At 56.3% G+C, this 3,084-nt stretch carries 1 tRNA gene and 2 rRNA genes (1 of these 3 running past the window's edge); all 3 read left to right on the forward strand.

The annotated features are described in order from the left end of the window. Window positions 1-2,763, forward strand: a 23S ribosomal RNA gene (locus tag RGD00_RS22910); it begins 62 nt to the left of the window's first position. Window positions 2,764-2,853: 90 nt separating this feature from the next. After that, window positions 2,854-2,968: ribosomal RNA gene (gene rrf, locus RGD00_RS22915) — 5S ribosomal RNA — on the forward strand. A 37-nt stretch (window positions 2,969-3,005) separates the two neighbouring features. Next, window positions 3,006-3,082, forward strand: a tRNA-Met gene (locus RGD00_RS22920). The last annotated feature ends 2 nt before the right edge of the window (window positions 3,083-3,084 follow it).

Below are 3,084 nucleotides of genomic sequence, written 5' to 3' on the forward strand. Positions count from 1 at the left end.
TACCCTGCGTTAAGCCATGGGGAGCCGGGAATAGGCTTTGATCCATGGATCTCCGAATGGGGCAACCCACCTGACACGCTGTTATTGTTTGCTCTGCAATCAATAACGGTGTGAGACAGGTATCAAGATCCTGAACACATAGGGGTTTTGAAGCGAACCCGGGGAACTGAAACATCTAAGTACCCGGAGGAAAGGAAATCAACAGAGACTCCGTTAGTAGTGGCGAGCGAACGCGGACCAGCCGAGCCTGGAAGTGTGACTGGAACTGTCTGGAAAGGCAGGCCATAGCGGGTGACAGCCCCGTACAGGAAGCACCACGGGACATATCAAGTAGGGCGGGACACGTGAAATCCTGTCTGAAGATCGGGGGACCACCCCCGAAGGCTAAGTACTCCTTGCTGACCGATAGCGAACCAGTACCGTGAGGGAAAGGTGAAAAGCACCCCGACAAGGGGAGTGAAACAGTACCTGAAACCGGACGCCTACAAGCAGTCGGAGGGGCCTCGAGCCCTGACGGCGTACCTTTTGTATAATGGGTCAACGACTTGGTCTTACGAGCAAGCTTAAGCCGATAGGTGGAGGCGCAGCGAAAGCGAGTCTTAACAGGGCGCATGAGTTCGTGGGATCAGACCCGAAACCGAGTGATCTAGCCATGTGCAGGATGAAGGTTGGGTAACACCAACTGGAGGTCCGAACCAACACCCGTTGAAAAGGGTCTGGATGACGTGTGGCTAGGGGTGAAAGGCCAATCAAACTCGGAGATAGCTGGTTCTCCGCGAAAGCTATTTAGGTAGCGCCTCGGACGAATACCTGCGGGGGTAGAGCACTGCATGGGTGATGGGGTCCCACAGACTTACTGAGCCTAAGCAAACTCCGAATACCGCAGAGTACTATCCGGGAGACACACGGCGGGTGCTAACGTCCGTCGTGAAGAGGGAAACAACCCTGACCTGCAGCTAAGGCCCCTAATTCGTGGCTAAGTGGGAAAGCATGTGGGACGGCCAAAACAACCAGGAGGTTGGCTTAGAAGCAGCCATCCTTTAAAGATAGCGTAACAGCTCACTGGTCTAGATAAGCTGTCCTGCGGCGAAGATGTAACGGGGCTCAAGCCACGAGCCGAAGCTCAGGATGCATAGCGATATGCGTGGTAGCGGAGCGTTCCGTGATACAGCCTCATGTCTCTTTGCCTCTGGCATGGAGACGCGAGGCTTTCTGTGAAGCCGGGCCGTAAGGCATCCGGTGGAGAGATCGGAAGCGAGAATGTTGACATGAGTAGCGACAAAGAGGGTGAGAGACCCTCTCGCCGAAAGTCCAAGGGTTCCTGCTTAAAGCTAATCTGAGCAGGGTAAGCCGGCCCCTAAGGCGAGGCCGAAAGGCGTAGTCGATGGGAACCAGGTTAATATTCCTGGGCCAGGAGGAAGTGACGGATGCTTACTGTAGTTCGGCCTTATCGGATTGGCCGGGCTGCTGCGGCGTCCCCGGAAATAGCCCTCCATCAGACCGTACCCGAAACCGACACAGGTGGACTGGTAGAGTATACCAAGGCGCTTGAGAGAACCACGTTAAAGGAACTCGGCAAAATGCTCCCGTAAGTTCGCGAGAAGGGAGCCCCGTCTGTAGGCAACTATGGGCGGGGGGCACAAACCAGGGGGTGGCGACTGTTTACTTAAAACACAGGGCTGTGCGAAGCCGCAAGGCGACGTATACAGTCTGACGCCTGCCCGGTGCCGGAAGGTTAAGAGGAGGGGTGCAAGCTCCGAATCGAAGCCCCGGTAAACGGCGGCCGTAACTATAACGGTCCTAAGGTAGCGAAATTCCTTGTCGGGTAAGTTCCGACCTGCACGAATGGCGTAACGATCTCCCCGCTGTCTCTAACGTGGACTCAGCGAAATTGAACTGTGTGTCAAGATGCACACTACCCGCGGTTAGACGGAAAGACCCCATGAACCTTTACTCCAGCTTCGCACTGGCATCAGGAATGTGATGTGCAGGATAGGTGGTGGGCTTCGAAACCGGGACGCCAGTTCCGGTGGAGCCTCCCTTGAGATACCACCCTTCGCCTTCTTGATGTCTAACCGCGGTCCGTCATCCGGATCCGGGACCATGCGTGGTGGGGAGTTTGACTGGGGCGGTCGCCTCCCAAATCGTAACGGAGGCGCGCGATGGTGGGCTCAGAGCGGTCGGAAATCGCTCGTTGAGTGCAATGGCAGAAGCCCGCCTGACTGCAAGACTGACAAGTCGAGCAGAGACGAAAGTCGGCCATAGTGATCCGGTGGTCCCAAGTGGGAGGGCCATCGCTCAACGGATAAAAGGTACTCTGGGGATAACAGGCTGATGATGCCCAAGAGTCCATATCGACGGCATCGTTTGGCACCTCGATGTCGGCTCATCTCATCCTGGGGCTGGAGCAGGTCCCAAGGGTATGGCTGTTCGCCATTTAAAGAGGTACGTGAGCTGGGTTTAGAACGTCGTGAGACAGTTCGGTCCCTATCTGCCGTGGGTGTAGGAGACTTGAGAAGAGTTGCCCCTAGTACGAGAGGACCGGGGTGAACGCTCCACTGGTGGACCTGTTGTGGCGCCAGCCGCAGTGCAGGGTAGCTATGAGCGGACAGGATAAACGCTGAAGGCATCTAAGCGTGAAGCCCCCTTCAAAACAAGGTCTCCCCTGAGGGCCGTGGAAGACCACCACGTCGATAGGCCGGAGGTGTAAGTGCAGCAATGCATTCAGCTGACCGGTACTAATTGCCCGATAGGCTTGATTTGATCCAGAAACAGCAAGGCTGTCCGATCGGTCAAAAGCACCTGGACGAAAGACAAGCGCCAAAAGCGCCTGATGTGATGTTCCTTCCCCGGTCTGGTGGTCATAGCGCGAGCAAAACACCCGATCCCATCCCGAACTCGGAAGTTAAGTGCCGCCGCGGCAATGGTACTGCGTCTCAAGACGTGGGAGAGTAGCTCGCCGCCAGACCTGGAAAGGAACATCAACTCCCTCAACAAAACCCGGCCGCGGGGTGGAGCAGCCCGGTAGCTCGTCAGGCTCATAACCTGAAGGCCGCAGGTTCAAATCCTGCCCCCGCAACCAAA

Source organism: Ruixingdingia sedimenti (assembly GCF_031432425.1).
Lineage (GTDB): Bacteria > Pseudomonadota > Alphaproteobacteria > Rhodobacterales > Rhodobacteraceae > Ruixingdingia > Ruixingdingia sedimenti.